Consider the following 18791-nt stretch of genomic DNA (forward strand, 5'->3'; position numbering starts at 1 on the left):
GCAGGGAAAGCCCCTAGAATTTCTGGTCCTCCAGCGGTCCGAATCCTTTGCCGCGCAGGCCGGCGCTGAAGGTCCTGGCCCAGGCCAGCAGCCCGGGCAGGTCACGGCGCTGCAGGAAATAGCCCAGATAGCCGCCTACGTCCGCAACGAATGAGCGGACCCGGAAGTACCGGCGGATGAGGTACCCGCGGTTGCGGTAGTAGTAATAGCGTTTGAACGCCGACTCCGGAACTATGACGTGCCATCCGGCTCCGTACACGTGCTGGGTTTCGGAAAACGCGTGCGGGTGCGTAATGGCCGTAGTGGTGACGGTTCCAAACCTGATCCCTGCCTGGCGGAGCCGGATGGTGAAGTCCACCTCGTCGCCGCGGATGAACAGGCGCATGTCAGGCAGGCCTACCTTGAAGAACACATCGGAGCGGATCAGCGCGCCATTGAAGAAGTGTCCGTCGTCGGGAAGGAACCCCAGTTTCTCCACCTCGGAGCGGTCGTGCGTAACCTTGCCATCCAGCCGGAAGAAGAAGGAAAGCCTGTCCGGCTGCCCGGGCGCGGTCACCAGCGGAACCACAGCTTCCAGGTCGCGGGCTTCGGCCTCCCGCACCAGAGTGGCGAGGCATTCAGGATCGGCGGGTACGGCGTCGTCGTCCATCATCCAGATCCACCTGGCACCGCTGGCTACCGCCTTGAGTGCTGCGAGGGCGAACCCGCCGGCCCCCCCGAGGTTTGCTTCGGACCGGACATAGTCCACGTTGGGATGCTGATCAGCCACGCTGCGCGCCGGAGTTGTGCCACTGTCCACCAGGCAAATGGTGTCTACCGGGGCCGTCTGGGCCTTGATGGACTCCAGCAGTACCGCGAGCTCCTTCGGACGGTCGAAGGTCACGGCTGCAACTGCAATGCGGGCGGGCATGGGGGTCCTTTCAGCATGGCTGTCAGGGGTTTCCCTGCTCCTTCTGCGCGAGTGTGGCGCGGAGCCATGACGCCGTTGGCGCTAGTATCTTTGACTAGAGTCCACTGTAATACAGCCCTGTAAGGCACTGCGTAAGGCTATCTGCGTACTGCCTGCTGCGCGCTCGGCGACGGAGAAGTTTCATTTATCGGAGAACAGATTCCCGGCCAGTGAGCCCCCCTATCCCGGACCTGCCGCCGGCGCGGCGGTCCATTCCCGGCCCCCTTAATCCTGAAACGGCCAGCACCCCATGATCATGTACCTGCTCATGGGCCTGACGGCCGCCGTCGTGTCCTACGCCGCCACCTGGGGTGCCCGGGTGGTGGGCCACAGGCTCGAACTGCACCAGCCCATCCGCAGCCGCGATATGCATTCCACCCCCGTTTCCAGGCTTGGCGGCGTTGCCATTTTCCTGGGTGTCATGGTGGCACTGATCGTCGCGAGCCAGTCCTTCTTCGTCAAGGACATCTACCGGAACAATTTCTCCCCTTGGGGCGTGCTGGCCGGGGCGGCGGTGATCGTCCTGGTGGGCGTGGCCGACGACCTCCTGGACATCCGCTGGTGGGTGAAACTGATCGGCCAGAGCGTAGCTGCCCTTACGGTAGCCATCTGGGGCGTACAAATGACCATCGTTCCCTGGGTTCCGGAACCCATCTACCTGGAGAATGGAACGCTCCGGGTGGTGCTGACGGCAGGGCTCATTGTCACCACCATGAACGCCTTCAATTTCATCGACGGCCTCGACGGGCTTGCGGCAGGTGTGGCCGTCATTGGCGGAACCGCGTTTTTCGTCACGGCCTACTGGGTTCACCGCAACGCGGTCCTGCTGGATTACTCAGACCTTGCCACGCTGATCACGGCCGTCCTGGTAGGCGGCTGCCTTGGGTTCCTGCCGCACAACTGGTTCCCGTCGAAGATCTTCATGGGGGATTCCGGGGCGATGCTGATCGGGCTGCTGATGGCCTCGGCAGGTGTGGTGTCCACGGGGCAGATCACCTCCGGCCTGTATGACCGCGCCAATGGTATTTCCACGGTCATCCCCATCCTGCTTCCTTTCGCCGTGCTTTTCCTGCCCTTGCTGGACCTGGGACTCGCCGTGGTCCGGCGGACTGCACGCGGACGTTCGCCGTGGTCCGCTGACCGCGGACACCTGCACCACAAGCTCCTCGACATCGGCTACTCGCACCGCACGGCCGTGATCCTGATGTACCTCTGGACAGTAGTGCTGTCCTTCGGAGGCCTCGCCTTTGCGATTTTCCCGTGGCAGATTGTCCTTGCGGTGGACCTGTTCGCCACCCTCGTCATGGGCCTGATTACGGCCTGGCCGTACCTGTCCCGCAGCGGCGAGGAAGCAGCCACGTAACGCCGTGCGGAAACATTTTCTATCTCGTGTAGAATTTAGGGGCAGCACAAGCTGCCACTCCACCCTGCTGGCTCCCCGCCAAATGCCACCGACGATTGGGATCGAATGACCTCCAACGCCGAGCCCGGACCCGCGTCCGGCAAAGGACACGTTGGTGCTTCCGGTCCCACCGCATCGCTGTGGCTGCACCTGCTAAAGATCAGCGCCGCCGCCGCGGCAGTTGGCCTGGTCCTCTGCGGTTCAGCAGCTATGTTCCTTGATGGAGGGGCCGCCGCGCTCTCGAGTGCTTTAGGCGGCCTGCTGGTCATGCTGTTCTTCGGGATCAGCCTCCTGGTTGGCCACTTCGTTGGACGAAGCAACCCCTCTGGGGCCATCGGCGTCTTCGTGGCCACCTACTTCATCAAAGTCGTGGGATTCGCCATTGTGATGTTCGTGCTCGGTGCGCCCCAGTGGCTGCACGGCCGCTGGTTCGTGGCCGGAGCCGTGGTTGCTGTCGTCCTGTGGCAGGCTGCCGAAATCTTCGGATTCAGCAAAGCCCGCCTTCAGATCTACAACGATCCAGAAGACAAAGGGGAGACCCGTGCGTAACCCAAAGAAACGTGGCGCCGCCGGCAACGGCGGCCGCGAACAAGGCAGTTCCGCGCCCGGCGTCTCCAGCGAGAACACCGACGGCGGATACAACGCCGGGATGGCCGTCTTCAGCTACATCATTGGCGGAATCATCGTCTGGAGTTTGATAGGGTGGGGACTGGATTTTCTGTGGGGAACGCGCTGGATTGTGCTCGCAGGCGCTCTGCTTGGAGCCGTCGGAGGTTTTTACCTTTCCCACATGCATGGCCTCACCAGTTCCCGCAAAAACACTGGTGACCGTCCTGCTGCCGGCGGTCCGTCCCAGGACGGCGGCACGAATGCCAAATAATTTCACAGGGGGATCTTCAGGCCGCAAGGCCCCTGCTCCCCGCCCAACGCCCAATGATGGACACTGCAGAGAGGAAACGCGTTGATCGCGCTTGCGCTCCCGGCCCAAGATTCAGGAGAGTTTACACCTCCTGGTATTAACGAAATGCATTTGCCGGCAATCCTGCCGTGGGGTGCCGCAGAAGGATTCTCCAAGCAGATGCTGCTGGTCCTCCTCTCTGTCGCCATTATCGCCACCTTCTTCGTGCTGGCCGCACGCAAGCGGCAGCTGGTACCCGGCAAGCTCCAGTTCGCCGGCGAGGCCGCCTACGGCTTCGTCCGCAACGGCATCGCCAAGGACATCATTGGCGGCCGCGACTTTATCAAGTACGTGCCCCTGTTGTTCAGCCTGTTCTTCTTCATCCTGGTGAACAACATCTACGGCGCCATCCCGCTGATCCAGCTCCCCACGTTCTCGCACGTGGGCGGAGCCTATGTGCTGGCCGGCCTTGTCTACTTCACCTGGATTGCCATCGGCGTCAAGAAGAACGGCCTGCGCTACTTCAAGCTGGCCACCGTTCCGTCGGGTGTTCCCTGGTTCATCCTGCCGATCGTCATCCCGATCGAGATCATCTCGAACTTCCTGGTCCGGCCCGTGACACACAGCCTCCGTCTGTTCGCCACCATGCTCGCCGGCCACCTCATCGTGATGATCGCCGGATCCGGCATCGAATTCCTGGTCATGCAGGAGAACATCCTGCTGAAGGGCACCTCGGTCCTGGTGCTCGCCGGTGCCATCGCGATGTACATGCTGGAAGCCCTGATCATGGTCCTGCAGGCGTACGTCTTTACCCTGCTGACGGCGATCTACATCGAAGGCGCCCTGCACGCCGACAGCCACTAGGCGCCCTGCCGAGAGGCACACAAATCTTCCCCTCGCGGGGATGAAGCAACCCAAACAACCTGCCACATGGGTGGCATCTTGAAAGGAAGAAAAATGGAAGGCAATCTCAACCTCGTAGGTTACGGTCTGTCCGCAATCGGCGGTGGTATCGGTGTTGGCCTCGTATTCGCTGCTTACATCAACGGCGTTGCACGTCAGCCGGAGGCCCAGCGCGTCCTGCAGCCGATCGCATTCCTTGGCCTTGCACTGACCGAAGCCCTCGCCATCCTCGGCCTGGTCTTCGCCTTCGTTCTCTAGTCCTAGAGCGAAGCGAACTTTCAGAACCGAGTAGAAAAGGACGGGTGAAATATGAATCAGCTGATCATCTCAGCCGCCACTGAGGGCGAAGTCAACCCCCTGATGCCCAATCTCTGGGAAATGGGTGTTGTCCTCGTAGGCTTCCTCATTCTCTTGTTCATTGTGGTCAAGTTCGTTGTCCCGATGTTCGAGAAGACCTTTGCCGAGCGTGCCGAGGCCATCGAAGGCGGCATTGCCAAGGCTGAAAAGGCCCAGGCTGAGGCGTCTGCTGCACTCGAAGAGTACAAGCAGCAGCTGACCGACGCCCGGACTGAAGCTAACCGCATCCGTGAGGAAGCACGCGCCGAAGGTGCGCAGATCCTCGCGGACCTCAAGGAGAAGGCTGCTGCCGAGTCTGCCCGCATCACTGCGCAGGCACACGCACAGATTGAATCCGAGCGTCAGGCGGCTGTTGTGTCCCTGCGCTCCGAGGTTGGCACCCTGGCCACCACCCTTGCCGGCCGCATCGTGGGCGAATCGCTCAACGATGACGACCGCTCAGCACGGGTCGTGGACCGGTTCCTGGCAGATCTGGAGACCCAGAGCGCAGGTGCAGCTAAGTAATGGCAGGCGTATCGAGCGAATCGCTGGCAACAGCACTGACCGCGCTGGAAGCCAAGCTTCCGACCGCGTCGCTGCAGCTGGCTAAGGAACTCTTCGGAATTCTGGGAATGGTGGACAGCTCGGCTGGCTTGCGCCGCGCCCTGACTGACCCGTCCCGTAACGGTGACGAAAAGTCGGCGCTGGTCAGGCAGCTGGTTGGCGGAAAAGTCTCCGCTGATGCTGCAGAGGTCGCGGGTGGATTGGCCGGTTCACGCTGGGCATCTGCGCGGGACATCGGCGATGCACTCGAGACTCTTGCCGCAACGGTGGTCATTTCCGTTGCTGAAAACAAGTCGGCCGTTTCTGCCTCCGGCATCACTGGCCTGGAAGAACTGGAGAACGACCTGTTCTCCTTCAACCAGGCCGTGGCTTCCAGCCACGAGGTACAACGTGCTCTGTCCGAACCACAGGCCAGCGGGGCAGCCAAGGCTGCCCTTGCCGAAAAGCTGGTGCCCGGCGTCAGTGAGGAAGCAAAAGTCCTCATTACCCAGGCAGTCACCCAGCCCCGCGGCATCAAGGCGACGCGCCTCGTGGAACGGTTCGCCGAGTTGGCGGCCAAGCGGCAGCAGCGCTGGATTGCAACGGTCAGCGTGACCCGTCCCCTGACGTCGACGCAGCTGTCCCGCCTCCAGGCGGGCCTGAACGCGCTCTACGGACGGGAACTCAAGGTCAACATCAACGTTGATCCGGCACTCATTGGCGGCATCCGCGTCCAGGTGGGTGACGAAGTGCTCGACGCTTCGGTCATCAGCCGACTGGGCGAGCTGCAACGCCAGCTGGCCGGCTAGCCGGACAAGCACAACCAAACTGATAGAAACCCCGGTCACCTGACGGTGATCACAAACAGGAGAGCAGGGACTGCAGATGGCCGAATTGACCATCAACGCCGACGACGTCCGTAATGCGCTGAACGAGTTCGCGGCGTCCTACGAACCCGGAAACGCAGAACGCGTAGAGGTCGGCCGCGTAACCACCGCTAGTGACGGCATCGCCCGTGTTGAGGGCCTTCCCTCGGTCATGGCGAACGAGCTGCTGCGCTTCGAGGACGGCACCCTGGGCCTCGCCCAGAACCTTGACGTCCGCGAAATCGGCGTCATCATCCTCGGCGACTTCACCGGCATCGAAGAAGGCCAGGAAGTCCACCGCACCGGACAGGTCCTGTCCGTGCCCGTGGGCGACGCCTTCCTCGGCCGCGTTGTCGACCCGCTGGGCGTGCCCATCGACGACCTCGGCGAAATCAAGGCTGAAACCACCCGTGCACTGGAGCTCCAGGCACCCGGCGTGACGCAGCGTAAGTCGGTTCACGAGCCGATGCAGACCGGTCTCAAGGCAATCGACGCCATGATCCCGATCGGCCGCGGCCAGCGTCAGCTGATCATTGGTGACCGCCAGACGGGCAAGTCGGCCATTGCGATCGACACCATCATCAACCAGAAGGCCAACTGGGCTTCCGGCGATGTGACCAAGCAGGTCCGCTGCATCTACGTGGCGATCGGCCAGAAGGCATCCACCATTGCCGCTGTCCGCCAGACCCTCGAGGAAAACGGCGCGCTCGAGTACACCACCATTGTGGCGTCTCCCGCATCCGACCCCGCCGGCTTCAAGTACCTGGCACCGTACGCCGGTTCCGCGATTGGCCAGCACTGGATGTACGGCGGCAAGCACGTCCTCATCGTGTTTGATGACCTGTCCAAGCAGGCCGAAGCCTACCGCGCAGTATCCCTGCTGCTCCGCCGCCCGCCGGGACGCGAAGCCTACCCGGGTGACGTTTTCTACTTGCACTCCCGCCTCCTGGAGCGTTGTGCAAAGCTCTCCGACGAGCTCGGTGCCGGTTCCATGACGGGCCTGCCGCTGATCGAGACCAAGGCGAACGACGTGTCCGCCTACATCCCGACCAACGTCATCTCCATCACCGACGGCCAGATCTTCCTGCAGTCGGACCTCTTCAACGCCAACCAGCGTCCCGCAGTCGACGTGGGCGTTTCGGTGTCCCGCGTTGGCGGTGCAGCGCAGGTGAAGTCCATGAAGAAGGTATCCGGCACGTTGAAGCTGGAACTTGCCCAGTACCGCGACATGCAGGCTTTCGCCATGTTTGCCTCGGACCTGGACGCCGCCTCACGCCAGCAGCTCACCCGTGGAGCCCGCCTGATGGAACTGCTCAAGCAGGGCCAGTACTCACCGTTCCCGGTTGAGGACCAGGTTGTCTCCATCTGGGCAGGCACCAACGGCCACCTGGATGACGTTCCGGTTGAGGATGTGAACCGGTTCGAAACCGAGTTCCTGGAGCACCTCAAGCACAAGTCCTCCATCCTCACCACGCTGGCGCAGACCAACGTGATGGACGATGACACCGCTGCAGCTCTGAAGTCCTCCATCATCGACTTCAAGAAGGGCTTCTTCGGCGAAGGCGACAACCACTTGGTGGGCGCAGGCCACGAGGCACATGACGCCATCTCCGAGGGCGAAGTCGACCAGGAAAAGATCGTCAAGCAGAAGCGCTAGTTCCGATGGCCGGGTGTGCCGGGCCTGAAGGGTCCGGCACACCCGGTTTACGGAATGTTAGGAAAGGATAAGTATGGGAGCCCAGATCCGGGTCTACCGCCAGAAGATCAGCTCGACCACGTCGATGCGCAAGATCTTCAAGGCGATGGAACTGATCGCTACCTCGCGCATCGGGAAGGCCCGTGCGCGCGTAGCAGCTTCACTGCCTTACGCGAACGCGATCACGCGCGCCGTTTCTGCTGTCGCCAGCCAAAGCGAAATCGACCACCCGCTGACCACTGAGCCGGAGCAGATCCGCCGTGCCGCCGTCCTGGTAATTACCTCGGACCGCGGCCTGGCAGGTTCTTACTCGGCCAGCGTCCTCAAGCAGGCGGAAGGTCTCAACGAGCTGCTCCACGCCGAAGGCAAGGAAGTCAAGACCTACCTCGTGGGACGTAAGTCCCAGGCTTACTTCGACTTCCGGAACCGCGAATATGCGCGGGTCTGGACCGGAGGAACCGACGCGCCCGAGTTCGGCACCGCCCGTGAAATCGGCGCCGCACTGCTGGCCGACTTTGCCGCGGACTTCGAAGACGGCGGCGTGGATGAAATCCATGTTGTCTACACGCGCTTCAAGTCCATGGTCACGCAGGAACCCACCGTCATCCGCCTTCTGCCGCTTGAGGTTGTGGAAGAGGAAGCCGCCTCCGAGTCGGACCTGCTGCCGTTGTACGAGTTCGAGCCGGAGACCGAACAGGTCCTCGACGCGCTGCTGCCCCGCTACATCGAGTCGCGCCTGTTCGCAGCAATGCTGCAGGCCGCCGCATCCGAACTGGCTGCACGCCAGCGTGCGATGAAGTCGGCAGGGGACAACGCCACCGAACTGATCAAGAAGTACACGCGTCTGCGCAACACGGCCCGCCAGGCCGAGATCACGCAGGAGCTTTCCGAGATTGTTGCCGGTGCCGACGCTCTTGCGTCCTAGCCTGCACTGCCCCGGATTCCGCGGAACCTGCACCACAACAGATAAACTTAACCCCACGCCATCTACTGAGTGAAGTGAGAGAGATGACTGCCACTGCTACCGAACACGTAGCCGCAATGTCCGGTGCTACCGGCCGTATTGCGCGCGTAATCGGCCCGGTTGTCGACGTCGAATTCCCGGCTGACGCAATCCCGTCCATCTACAACGCCCTCACCACCGAGATTACTCTCAACGGTGAGACCAAGACCATCACGTTCGAGACCTCCCAGCACCTGGGCGACAACCTCGTCCGCGCCATCTCCCTGCAGGCTACTGACGGACTGGTCCGCGGCACCTCAGTGGTGGACTCCGGCGCCCCGATCTCCGTCCCCGTTGGCGACGGCGTCAAGGGCCACATCTTCAACGTGCTGGGCCAGCCCCTGGACGTTACCGAGTCGGAACTGGACATCAGCGAACGCTGGCCGATCCACCGCAAGGCCCCGAGCTTCGCTTCGCTCGAAGGTTCCACCGAGATGTTGGAGACCGGCATCAAGGTCATCGACCTTCTCACCCCTTACATCAAGGGTGGAAAGATCGGCCTGTTCGGCGGCGCCGGCGTGGGCAAGACTGTTCTGATCCAGGAAATGATCACCCGTGTTGCCCGCAACTTCGGTGGTACTTCCGTATTCGCCGGTGTTGGCGAGCGTACCCGTGAGGGCAACGACCTCTGGGTTGAAATGGAAGAGGCAGGCGTCCTCAAGGACACCGCCCTTGTCTTCGGCCAGATGGATGAGCCGCCGGGAACGCGCCTTCGCGTTGCACTGTCCGCACTGACCATGGCGGAGTACTTCCGCGATGTCCAGAACCAGGACGTGCTGCTGTTCATCGACAACATCTTCCGCTTCACGCAGGCAGGTTCCGAGGTTTCCACCCTGCTCGGCCGCATGCCGTCCGCCGTTGGCTACCAGCCCAACCTGGCCGACGAAATGGGTCTCCTGCAGGAACGCATTACCTCCACCAAGGGTCACTCCATCACCTCGATGCAGGCCATCTACGTTCCCGCAGATGACTACACCGACCCGGCGCCGGCCACCACGTTCGCGCACCTGGACGCCACCACGGAGCTTTCCCGTGAAATCGCGTCCCGCGGCCTGTACCCGGCTGTGGATCCGCTGACCTCCACGTCACGTATCCTCGACCCGCAGTACATCGGCAAGGACCACTACAACACGGCTGTCCGTGTGAAGCAGATCCTGCAGAAGAACAAGGAACTCCAGGACATCATCGCCATCCTCGGCGTTGACGAACTGTCGGAAGAGGACAAGATCGTCGTGTCGCGTGCACGCCGCATCCAGCAGTTCCTCTCGCAGAACACCTACACCGCCAAGCAGTTCACCGGCGTCGAAGGTTCCACGGTTTCCATCAAGGACACCGTCGAAGGCTTCACCGCCATCTGCGACGGCGACCTTGACCACATTGCGGAGCAGGCGTTCTTCAACGTCGGTGGCCTCGATGACGTTGAGCGCCAGTGGGCCAAGATCCAGGAACAGACCAAGTAATATGGCTGAGCTTGAGGTTGAGATTGTCGCAGCGGACCACTTCGTGTGGTCCGGAGCGGCCACGATGGTCAAGGCCCGCACCAGCGATGGTGAGATCGGAATCCTGCCCGGCCACTCGCCCCTGCTGGCGATCCTGGCCGAAGGTGAACTCGCGATCCAGCCGGTGTCCGGGGACCGTATTGCGGTCGACGTTGACGGCGGGTTCTTCTCCGTCGACAACAACCGGGTAGTCATTGTTGCTGACAACGCCCAGCTTGGCGGCTCGGCTACCGCTGGGATCCGCTAGCACGACCTTGATGGACGCACCAAGCATTCCGTTCATCGCACTGGCAATCGCCTTTGGATTGCTGATCTTTGCACTGTGCCTTTCGGGGGTGCGCCGCTTTAACCTGCGGCGTGCCCTCGGCACGGTGGACGCCTCCATTTGCATGGCTGGAAACAGCTGGCAGATGGGGGTTTGTCGTTACCAGGACAACGACCTTGAGTGGTTCCGGCTGCTCTCGCTCAGTGTCCGCCCAAAACACAAGTTCAAGCGCCATTCCCTTGAACTCCTTGGCCGCCGCAAGCCCACCGAAGCCGAAGCCGTCAAGGTACAGCCCGACGTCGTCATCGTGGAACTTCGCTACGAGGGCCAGGACCTTCGGCTCGCCATGAAATTCGATGCCTATACAGGCCTGTCGTCGTGGCTTGAAGCCGGGCCGGTCATCGGCGTCGGCACCTGGCGTTAGCCGCGTGGACTGGATCCTTGATGTCCGGCTGACCGACGGGCCCCTCTATTGGACTTCGCTGATCCTGGGCATCGCCGGCGCCGCGTTCCTCCTCCTGCCACCGCCGCCCCACGGGCCGCTGCGCTGGCTGTCCCGGGTCATTGCCGCCATTGCCGTGGCCTTTGCGCTGGTGGCCACCGTCCACTGGGCGCTGATCAACCTGTATTCCGTCTTCCCGGAAAATATCCCCGACCCGGTCCTGCTGTGGCTGGTGCCCGCTGTGGCCGCAGTCCTGCTGTGGCTGTTCCTGCTGCCGCGCAACTCGTGGCGCCGCCGTGGCGGTGGACTGGCGGCGGCACTGCTGGTGATTGCACTGTCCAGCGTGCAAATCAACGCCTACTTTGGCCTCAACCGAACGGTGAGCGACCTGATGGGCACCGCCCTTGCCCGCATTCCTGCCCTGGAACAGAAGCTTGTTCGCCCGGCGGGAGCGCCCGACGGCGTGGCGCTGCAGGGCTGGCGTCCGCAAGGCGACATCCCGGACGGGGGAGTCCTGCGCAAGGCCGCCATTCCGGGTGCCATCTCCGGCATGGAAACGCGGGACGCCTTCATCTACCTTCCTCCGGCCTATTTTGCGCAGAACCGCCCGGCGTTGCCCGTCCTGGTCCTCATTGCCGGCCAACCCGGCGGTCCGGCCGACTGGCTGACCGGCGGTGCCCTCCGCGGCCACATGGACTCCTACGCAGCTGCGCATGGCGGCGTGGCTCCCGTAGTGGTGGTCCCCGACGCCAACGGATCGCAGAACGCCAACACCATGTGCATGGACAGCCAGATCGCCCAGGCTGATACCTACCTGTCGCAGGATGTGCCGAAGTGGATCAGCTCCACCCTTGCCGTGGATACGGACCACGCGCATTGGGCGGTGGGGGGATTCTCCTTCGGCGGCACCTGCGCCATCCAGCTGGGTACCCGCCACCCCGACCTTTTCCCCGAGGTGCTGGCGTTCTCGGCGGAAGCCGAGCCCGCCATCGCCAAGGAACGCCAGAAGACCATCGACGCCTCATTCCCGGGGGACCCCGAGGCTTTCCTGCGGCAGACGCCGCTGGCCATCATGGCGGACAAGCGTTTCGACGGCCACGGCCTGTACCTGACGGCCGGGCAGAACGATACTGAGTTTGTGGGCTACCTCAGGACGCTGGCCAGAGCTGCCGAGGACGCCGGCTTCACGGTCCGCGCCTACGAGGTGGAACACACCGGGCACTCGTGGGACACGTCGTCCCGGCGGTTCGGCGACGCCCTGCAGTTCCTCGCAGACCAGTGGGGGGCCGGGGGATGAGCGGCGGACAGGACACCCGGACCATGGCGTTGGCCTGGGACACCGTGGTCCGGCCAACGCTGGGCAGGGCAGCGGCGGGGCTGAAAGCCATGCCGTTCACGCTTGCCGTCCTTGCCCTGTTTGTGGGGACCGGCGCGGCGACGGACAGCTTCCTGGCCGGTCCGTCCGAACAGCTGCTGGATGTGGCCGGCGTCAGCGGTCCCGGCCTGCGCGAGGGCCGATGGTGGTCGCTGTTCACCAGCCTCTTCTTCGCCACCAACCCCACTGCGTACGTGGTGGCCGCACTGATGATCCTTGTTCTGCTGGGCCTGGCCGAACGGAAGCTTGGTTTCCGGGCTGCCGCTGCACTGTTCCTGGGCGGCCAGTTCGCGGCCGTCACGCTGTTCCTCCTGGTCACCCAGCTCGCGGCGTATGTGGGGGACGGGTGGCTCGACACCATGACTGACGTCATCCTGATTGGCCCGTACGCCCCGGTGCTCGCCGCAGGCATGGCAGGCAGCGCCCGGCTGCCGGTGCTTTGGCAGCGGCGCCTGCGGACGGCGGCGCTCTCGGTCTCTCTCCTGCTTGTCCTGTACGTGGGCCATGCCGAGACGGTGATAGGCCTCCTGGGTGCGTTGCTGGGACTGCTGGTGGGCTGGTGGATCCAAGGCGACGAGTGGAAACTCCACCGGCACCGCTCCACCGGACGGGAGGCCCGTAACCTGCTGGCCCTAATGGTGGCCGTGTTCGCCGTCGGGCCCATCCTCACGGGGATCACCCGGGCACCCACCGGGCCGCTGGCACTGCTCCGGGACGTGGTCCTGAATCCGCTGCCCACGCTGGGCCAATTGGCGTTCAACTGCGGGGCTACGGTGGAGGCGTCCTGCCTTGAAGCGGGAAGGGCAGGCTTCGCCGGTCCGTTCGGCCTCGCACTGGCAGTAGTCCCCGTGGTCCTGTTGCTGATCTGCGCCGACGGGATGCGCCGGGGACGCAGGATGGCGCTGAACATTGCCCTGGCGATCCAGCTGGCTGTGACGGCCCTGGCCGCCGTGTACCTGGCACTTTTCGCCCTGGTTCCGTCCCGGCCGCAGGGCCCCCACGCGGCTCCCATGGGTTCGGCCTTTGCCCATGTGCTTCCGCTCGTGGTGGTTCCGCTGCTGCTCTCCGTTATCCTGTGGCTGAACCGGAGGCAGTTCCGGGTGCAGACCCTGCCCACCGCCCGGCGAATGCTTGCCGTCCTGGTTGGTGGCTCCTGGGGAGTGTTGGCTGCCGCCTACGCCACGGCGTGGTTCGCCTCGGGCGGGATGTCCCGCGACGGCGGCGTGCTGGGTCTGTTTGCCGAGTTGGCCCGGCAGTACGTACCGGTGCCGATTCCGCAGCATTTCCACCGTGTCTTCGCGGACCGGAACACTGTGGAGGCTGTTCTGTTCGCCTATTCCGGGCCGGTGTTCTGGCTCATTGCGCTGGCGGCCGTGTGGTGGGCGCTCCTGGGCGGAAACCACGGCCATGACTCCGGCCGGCAGGACAGGGCCCGGGCCCGGACATTGCTCCACCAGGGCGGCGGCCCGCTCTCCTGGATGGCCCTGTGGGAACCGAACACATACTGGTTCAGCCCGGACGGCCAGGGTGCCATGGCCTACCAGCAGCACGGCAGCGTGGCCCTCACCCTTGGCTGTGCCATCGGCCCTGCCGGATCCCAACTGGCCGTCACAGAGGGATTCCTCGCCCATTGCCGGCGCGAGGCGCTGATTCCCGCTTTGTATTCCTGCGACGACACGGTGTGGCCGGCCCTGCGTGAGCGCGGCTTCTCGCGTGTATCGGTGGCCCAGGAAACCCGGCTGTCCATCCGGGAACTGGAATTCAAGGGCAAGGAGTGGCAGAACGTCCGGACTGCGCTGAACCGGGCAGCCAAGCTGGGCGTGCATGCAGTCTGGGGTCCGTACAGCGGGTTGCCTGTCGCGCTGCGCACCCGCCTGAACGAGGTGTCCGAGGAATGGGCCGCCGGAAAGTCCGTACCGGAAATGGGATTCACCCTTGGCAGCGTGGACGAACTCGACGACGATGAGGTGCTGTGTTGCCTCGCAGTTGACGGTGAAGGCAGGGTCCATGGGTTCACCAGTTGGCTTCCGGTTTACGAGGACGGCCGCCTGGTCAGCCGGACGCTGGACGTGATGCGCCGGGGCGCCGACGGCTTCCCCGGCGTGATGGAATTCCTGATCGCCTCCGCCGTCCTGGAACTGCGGGACTCCGTGGAGGTGATTTCGCTGTCCGGTTCACCGCTTGCAAATGACGGTGGAGCCGAGGACACGGCCCAGGGGGGAGCCAAGAACCTGGTCCGCATCCTGGACCTGGTGGGCCACGCGCTGGAGCCGGTCTACGGCTTCCGTTCATTGGCGGCCTTCAAATCCCGTTTCAAGCCCGAGTACCGGGCGCTGTACCTGTATTACCAGGACCCTCTTCAACTGCCGGTAATAGGCCGCGCGCTTACCCTGGCCTACCTGCCCGGCCTGTCCCTGCCACAGGGCGCGAGGCTGGTCCGGAATTTGGTTTGATAAGGCCGGCGTCTGCTGCCGGATAACGGCCGGGCCGGGGCCGCATAAAGCAAAGGCTAAGGGCTTGCCGAACAATGCAGCGGGAAAAGGAATGGCCCCCGGCAATTGTGCCGGGGACCATTCTTTGCTAATCAGGCTTAGCAGTCTGTCCGAAGACTAGACGAGCGTAACGCCGGTGGCCTGCGGGCCCTTGGCGCCCTGGCCGATTTCGAACTGAACGCGCTGGTTCTCGTCGAGGGTCTTGAAGCCGCCGGTCTGGATCTCGGAGTAGTGGACGAAGACGTCGCCGTCGGAGTCGTCCGGGGTAATGAAGCCGAAGCCCTTTTCAGCGTTGAACCACTTCACAGTTCCCTGTGCCATTTATTTCTCCTCATTGTGGAACTTTCTTAAGATCGGCACACCTCGCACCGGCCTTGGTCACTCCGCGAGAAGAATCCTGGATAGCCGCCTGGAAAAGGAACCGGCCCTGCAGGAGCTTCGCGCTCGCAACATGTCTTGCGAGCATGAAAAACACCTACACAAAGACTGACTTAAGAATTTCATGCCCGTTCCCGCAGGTCAACGCTTCGTCGGAGGAATCGGACAAATTTTAGGTAAAAATCGGGTTGCGTGCCTTCTCCGGACACAATTGGCCAATGCCGGACGGACAGGCGCCGTTAGAAGAGCCGGGATTCGCTGTCGTCCACGCCGCGCATTGCGTCGTAATCAAGGGTGACGCAATCAATGCCGCGGTCGTTGGCGAGGACCTTGGCCTGCGGCTTGATCTGCTGGGCTGCGAAAATGCCGCGCACCGGTGCCAGGAGGGGATCGCGGTTCAACAGTTCGAGGTAGCGGGTGAGTTGCTCCACGCCATCGATGTCCCCGCGCCGCTTGAGTTCGATGGCTACGGTTGCGCCGTCGCCGTCGCGGGCCAGGATGTCCACCGGACCGATGGCCGTGAAGTATTCGCGCCGGATCAGCGAATAGCCTGTTCCCAGCGTTTCGATCTGGTCCGCCAGGAGCCGCTGGAGGTCAGCTTCCACGCCGTCCTTGATCAGGCCCGGGTCCACGCCGAGGTCGTGCGAGGTTTCGCTGAGCTTTTCATGGATGTTGATAATCAGCCGGTCATCCGTCTTGGCGGACTGGACCGTCCATTGCTCCGCGACTCCGAGCTCCAGGTCAACGTCCTCCGGTGACGAAACTCGGAGCGTGGCCGGCGGACTCATCCAGTTCAGCGGCTTGTACGAGCCGCCGTCTGAATGCACGAGGACAGAGCCGTCGGCCTTGACCAGCAGGAGCCTGGTGGCGAGGGGGAGATGGGCTTTGAGCCGGCCAACATAATCAACGGAGCATCGGGCAATCACAAGTCGCACGCCGTACACACTACCGGGTGGCGGAGAGGGAAGAACGACGGGGACGCCTGCGGCAGTGCATCACCCGGCCGCGGAGAGGCTGCAGTGGTGCCCCTTTCCGCTGGGGCAGAATGGATACATGCCGCGCTCCAACCGTCCCCGCCGTCCCGTGTCCGGGAAACCTGCGGCAACCGGGCGGGGAACCGGAAAAAAGGGGAACGGTGACGTTCCCGAGCTGGACCTCGAACGGGCACGGGCGGGCATCGCCCGACGGGAGAGCGCCCCGGACGGGGAATGGATGGTCCGCAGCATGACCGCGCGGAACGCGGCAAAGACCTACATCTGCCCCGAATGTTCCACCGCCGTGCTGCCCGGAGTGGCGCACCTGGTGGTCTGGAAGGACGACCATCTGTTCGGTGCCGCCGCCGGCCTCGCCGAACGCCGCCACTGGCACACGAACTGCTGGAATTCACGCAGCTACCGGTACCGCTGACGCGGCACTGAACCGCTGGCGCGGGGGAGCCAGGGCCCGGGAGGCCGCCCGCTGTCGCTAAGCTGGCAGGCATGACTTTTGATCCGGCGTCGTACGAATTCACCCAGGCCGCTGGCCCCGTTCCCATCCGTGCCTCCACGGTGCTGCCGGCCCGGCGTGAAAACGTCGAGCTGCAGACAGCGGACGGGCACACGCTGGTGGGCGAGTTGGCCCTGCCGGAATCCGGCGAGGTCCGGGCCACGCTGATCACGCTGCACCCGCTTCCCACACACGGCGGCTTCATGGACTCGCACGTCTACCGCAAGGCGTCCTACCGGCTGCCGGCGCTGGCCGGCATCGCCGTGCTGCGTTTCAACACCCGCGGCACCGGCTCGCCACGGGGGACCAGCACAGGTGCGTTTGAGGAAGGCGTCGGTGAACGCCACGACGTGGAAGCGGCGGTCCGTTTCGCCGTCGACCGCGGGCTGCCCAACCGGTGGCTGGTGGGCTGGTCCTTCGGCACGGAACTGGCCCTGATGTACGGTGCCACCGAACCTGTCGCTTCGCAGGTGGAGGGTGCCGTGCTGCTGTCTCCGCCGCTGCACCGGGCCACGGACAAACACCTGCAGCTGTGGGCCGAATCGGGCAAACCGCTCACGGTCCTGGTGCCTGAGCACGACGACTTCCTCCAGCCCGCCGAGGCGGCCGCCCGCTTCAGCCTGGTTCCCCAGGCGCGCGTGTTGGGCGTGGACGGCGCAAAGCATCTGTGGGTGGGCGAGAAGTACGCCGCGCGGGTCCTGAACGAGATCGTGGGGCGGGTGTCCGCAACAAACGGGAACGCCGCTGCGCTGCCGACGGAGTGGGACGGGCCCACGGCGACTGCCGCCTCCTGACCCGTCCCTGAAGCGGGCATCCCCGCGGTTGCGGGGCTAGTGCTGGTCCTGCCTGACGATGTAGATCTCCTTGATCAGCAGCAGGATGGCAGCCGCGGTGGGAATCGCGATGAGGGCGCCCAGGACCCCCAGCAGGCTGCCGCCGGCGATCACGGATATGACCGCGACGGCACCGGGAACGGCCACGGCCTTCTGCATGATCCGCGGCGAGATGAAGTAGGCCTCGAACTGGAGGTAGGCAAAGTAGCAGATGGCGTAGATGGCGGCCGTCTGCCAGCCAACGGTCAGGGCAATGAGAACCACCACAACACCGGCGATCATGGCACCCACCAGCGGAATGAAGGCAAGCAAAGCCACCACGAACGCAAGCAGCAGGGCGAAGGGAATGCCCACAATCGACATTACGATGAAGGCGAAGGTGGCATTGAGCAAGGCAACGCAGGCCTGGCCAATGACGTAGTTGCCCACGGACTTGGTGATGGCCTCCGACAACGCCTCCACCCTGTGCCGGCGGGAACGCGGGGCCAGCCGGTAACCCCATTTCTTCATCGCCGGCAGGGCGGCGAGGAAGTAGAGGCTGAGCACCAGGACAATCAGGGCACCGAACAGGCCATTGGCCACGGTGGAGCCGAACCCCACCACGCCGCCGGCGATGCCGCCCACGGCGTTGGGGTCGTTGACGAACTTGTTCAATTCTTCGGCGATGCGGTCGCGGACGCCGAACTGGTCGTCAAGGGTGCGGAAAAGGTCCGAGTTCATGAAGTCCCGAACCCACGTAGGGGCCTGCTGCACGATCTCTGTGACCTGCTGGACGATCGTGGGGATCAGGGTCGCAAAGAAGCCCACGACGGCGGCGATCAGCACCGAGACCGACAACAGGATTCCGGCCGGCCGGGGAACCTTCCGGTTCTCGAGCCACTTCACCACAGGTTCCAGGCCCAGCGCGATGAAGAGCGCGGCAACAATCCAGAGGAGCAACTGGGTGGTGTGGGATCCGATCCAGTAGACCAGCAGCGCCACACCGACGCCTACCGTCCCCATGAAGCCCATGTACAGCGGATGCTGGGGTGACATCCGTGGCCCGGGCGCGCCGAACTGGGGACGCGCCACACCGTCGGGGTCCTCGGTGGTCTGGTCCTGCTGCGAGTATTCCGGTGGCATCTCGAAGCGGAGCCGGGGCTGCGCGCCGGGAAGAGGTTGCCGGAGGCGGCGGGCGAGGAAGCCCACGGCTGCTGCCGCGGCACCTTTCCGGCGGGCACTTCCAGAAGCCTGGGGGACCGTGGGTGACGGCCCAACGTCCCTTGGATCGCCTGCTGGCCGGGAGGACCCGTCCGTCTTGTCAGTCACTGGTTTTTGGCGCCTGTTCCGTGCATGGCACCGCCTTGGCGGGCCGGTGTGATGATCATCGCAAACACTATCAGCAGGCTTGTCAACACCGGGGGAGGAGCCCCGCGGCGGCGCACCG

At 63.9% G+C, this 18791-nt stretch carries 20 protein-coding genes; 16 read left to right on the forward strand and 4 right to left on the reverse strand.

Features of this window, described 5'->3' with window-relative positions:
• Window positions 1-13: 13 nt before the first annotated feature.
• On the reverse strand, window positions 14-910 hold the full coding sequence (locus UC32_RS07145; RefSeq protein ID WP_045730556.1) for a glycosyltransferase: 897 nt from the start codon (window positions 908-910) through the stop codon (window positions 14-16).
• A gap of 289 nt (window positions 911-1199) precedes the next feature.
• Between UC32_RS07145 and UC32_RS07150 the strand changes: the two genes are divergently transcribed.
• The 14 genes from UC32_RS07150 (at window position 1200) to UC32_RS07215 (ending at window position 14630) form a co-directional block, all read left to right on the forward strand.
• Complete coding sequence (locus tag UC32_RS07150; protein WP_045730557.1) at window positions 1200-2312, forward strand: MraY family glycosyltransferase; 1113 nt, start codon at window positions 1200-1202, stop codon at window positions 2310-2312.
• Window positions 2313-2417: 105 nt separating this feature from the next.
• A complete protein-coding gene (locus tag UC32_RS07155; protein ID WP_045730558.1) occupies window positions 2418-2900 on the forward strand; it encodes a hypothetical protein in 483 nt (160 codons plus the stop codon).
• Window positions 2893-3231 carry an AtpZ/AtpI family protein gene (locus UC32_RS07160; protein ID WP_045730559.1) on the forward strand — a complete coding sequence of 113 codons (339 nt, stop codon included), beginning with the start codon at window positions 2893-2895 and terminating at the stop codon, window positions 3229-3231. Before UC32_RS07155 ends, UC32_RS07160 begins: the two co-directional genes overlap by 8 nt.
• Window positions 3232-3312: 81 nt before the next feature.
• Entirely contained in the window at window positions 3313-4113 is an 801-nt protein-coding gene (gene atpB / locus UC32_RS07165) for a F0F1 ATP synthase subunit A (protein WP_045730560.1), read from the forward strand.
• A 93-nt stretch (window positions 4114-4206) separates the two neighbouring features.
• The gene (atpE, locus tag UC32_RS07170; RefSeq protein ID WP_009356484.1) at window positions 4207-4410 is read left to right on the forward strand and encodes an ATP synthase F0 subunit C; all 204 of its coding nucleotides are present in this window, start codon (window positions 4207-4209) and stop codon (window positions 4408-4410) included.
• A gap of 51 nt (window positions 4411-4461) precedes the next feature.
• The gene (locus tag UC32_RS07175; protein ID WP_045730561.1) at window positions 4462-5013 is read left to right on the forward strand and encodes a F0F1 ATP synthase subunit B; all 552 of its coding nucleotides are present in this window, start codon (window positions 4462-4464) and stop codon (window positions 5011-5013) included.
• The gene (locus tag UC32_RS07180) at window positions 5013-5840 is read left to right on the forward strand and encodes a F0F1 ATP synthase subunit delta (RefSeq protein WP_045730562.1); all 828 of its coding nucleotides are present in this window, start codon (window positions 5013-5015) and stop codon (window positions 5838-5840) included. Before UC32_RS07175 ends, UC32_RS07180 begins: the two co-directional genes overlap by 1 nt.
• A gap of 76 nt (window positions 5841-5916) precedes the next feature.
• Window positions 5917-7554 carry a F0F1 ATP synthase subunit alpha gene (atpA, locus tag UC32_RS07185; RefSeq protein ID WP_015937518.1) on the forward strand — a complete coding sequence of 546 codons (1638 nt, stop codon included), beginning with the start codon at window positions 5917-5919 and terminating at the stop codon, window positions 7552-7554.
• 73 nt (window positions 7555-7627) lie between these two features.
• Window positions 7628-8518, forward strand: coding sequence for a F0F1 ATP synthase subunit gamma (locus UC32_RS07190; protein WP_045730563.1), 891 nt, complete (start codon window positions 7628-7630; stop codon window positions 8516-8518).
• An 83-nt stretch (window positions 8519-8601) separates the two neighbouring features.
• A complete protein-coding gene (gene atpD, locus UC32_RS07195; protein ID WP_045730564.1) occupies window positions 8602-10056 on the forward strand; it encodes a F0F1 ATP synthase subunit beta in 1455 nt (484 codons plus the stop codon).
• Between the two features lies 1 nt (window position 10057).
• The gene (locus UC32_RS07200; RefSeq protein WP_015937515.1) at window positions 10058-10342 is read left to right on the forward strand and encodes a F0F1 ATP synthase subunit epsilon; all 285 of its coding nucleotides are present in this window, start codon (window positions 10058-10060) and stop codon (window positions 10340-10342) included.
• Between the two features lie 10 nt (window positions 10343-10352).
• Complete coding sequence (locus UC32_RS07205) at window positions 10353-10784, forward strand: DUF2550 domain-containing protein (protein WP_045730565.1); 432 nt, start codon at window positions 10353-10355, stop codon at window positions 10782-10784.
• A gap of 4 nt (window positions 10785-10788) precedes the next feature.
• A complete protein-coding gene (locus UC32_RS07210; protein WP_045730566.1) occupies window positions 10789-12099 on the forward strand; it encodes an alpha/beta hydrolase in 1311 nt (436 codons plus the stop codon).
• Window positions 12096-14630 carry a bifunctional lysylphosphatidylglycerol flippase/synthetase MprF gene (locus tag UC32_RS07215; RefSeq protein ID WP_052690541.1) on the forward strand — a complete coding sequence of 845 codons (2535 nt, stop codon included), beginning with the start codon at window positions 12096-12098 and terminating at the stop codon, window positions 14628-14630. Before UC32_RS07210 ends, UC32_RS07215 begins: the two co-directional genes overlap by 4 nt.
• A gap of 156 nt (window positions 14631-14786) precedes the next feature.
• On the opposite strand, the gene UC32_RS07220 is transcribed toward UC32_RS07215, so the two are convergent.
• On the reverse strand, window positions 14787-14990 hold the full coding sequence (locus UC32_RS07220) for a cold-shock protein (protein ID WP_011692441.1): 204 nt from the start codon (window positions 14988-14990) through the stop codon (window positions 14787-14789).
• Between the two features lie 296 nt (window positions 14991-15286).
• Window positions 15287-15982, reverse strand: a complete 696-nt coding sequence (gene nucS, locus UC32_RS07225; protein WP_015937511.1) for an endonuclease NucS — start codon at window positions 15980-15982, stop codon at window positions 15287-15289.
• Between the two features lie 118 nt (window positions 15983-16100).
• Here nucS and UC32_RS07230 point away from each other — a divergent pair, with 118 nt between their 5' ends.
• Window positions 16101-16454 (forward strand): hypothetical protein, encoded by a 354-nt coding sequence (locus UC32_RS07230; RefSeq protein WP_015937510.1) that lies wholly within the window; start codon window positions 16101-16103, stop codon window positions 16452-16454.
• Between the two features lie 71 nt (window positions 16455-16525).
• Window positions 16526-17326, forward strand: coding sequence for an alpha/beta hydrolase (locus UC32_RS07235; protein ID WP_045730567.1), 801 nt, complete (start codon window positions 16526-16528; stop codon window positions 17324-17326).
• Window positions 17327-17362: 36 nt separating this feature from the next.
• Here the strand turns inward: UC32_RS07235 and UC32_RS07240 are convergent, their stop codons facing one another.
• Window positions 17363-18673, reverse strand: coding sequence for an AI-2E family transporter (locus UC32_RS07240; RefSeq protein ID WP_045730568.1), 1311 nt, complete (start codon window positions 18671-18673; stop codon window positions 17363-17365).
• Window positions 18674-18791 lie beyond the last annotated feature (118 nt).

Origin of the sequence: Pseudarthrobacter chlorophenolicus, assembly GCF_000962805.1 — a bacterium.
GTDB classification, from domain to species: domain Bacteria; phylum Actinomycetota; class Actinomycetes; order Actinomycetales; family Micrococcaceae; genus Arthrobacter; species Arthrobacter chlorophenolicus_A.